This is a genomic window from Halomonas sp. ND22Bw (genome assembly GCF_003011945.1).
Taxonomy (GTDB): Bacteria; Pseudomonadota; Gammaproteobacteria; order Pseudomonadales; family Halomonadaceae; genus Halomonas; species Halomonas halophila.
In genome coordinates this window covers 1-280 of record NZ_PXWD01000642.1, presented here as the reverse complement: position 1 = coordinate 280, position 280 = coordinate 1, and the positions used below count along the sequence as shown (strand labels likewise).

General features: G+C 69.3%; 1 protein-coding gene. It reads right to left on the bottom strand.

Translation table 11 applies throughout. From position 1 onward, the window contains the following. Positions 1-68 precede the first annotated feature (68 nt). Positions 69-280, bottom strand: a 212-nt coding sequence (locus CVH10_RS19720; protein ID WP_146143132.1) for an SDR family oxidoreductase, incomplete at its 5' end; no start/stop codon positions are given.

Genomic DNA, 280 nt, shown 5'->3' with positions numbered 1-280 from the left:
CATCAACAAGGGCAGCATCGCAAACCTCCAGCCTGAACCGGCAGGCTACACTCGCAACCGCCGATTGCCTAGATCGCCTTGATCGCCCCGCCGTCCAACCGGATCAGCGAGCCGGTGATATAGGCCGCCAGCGGGCTGGCCAGGAAGGCGGCGGTCGCGCCGAACTCCTCGGGCGCGCCGATGCGGCCGACGGGAATGGATTTGACCGAATCCGCGCGCGCCTGCTGGGGCGTCGCGCCCGTCCGTTCCGCCGTCGCCTTGTCCAGCCGGGCGATACGCG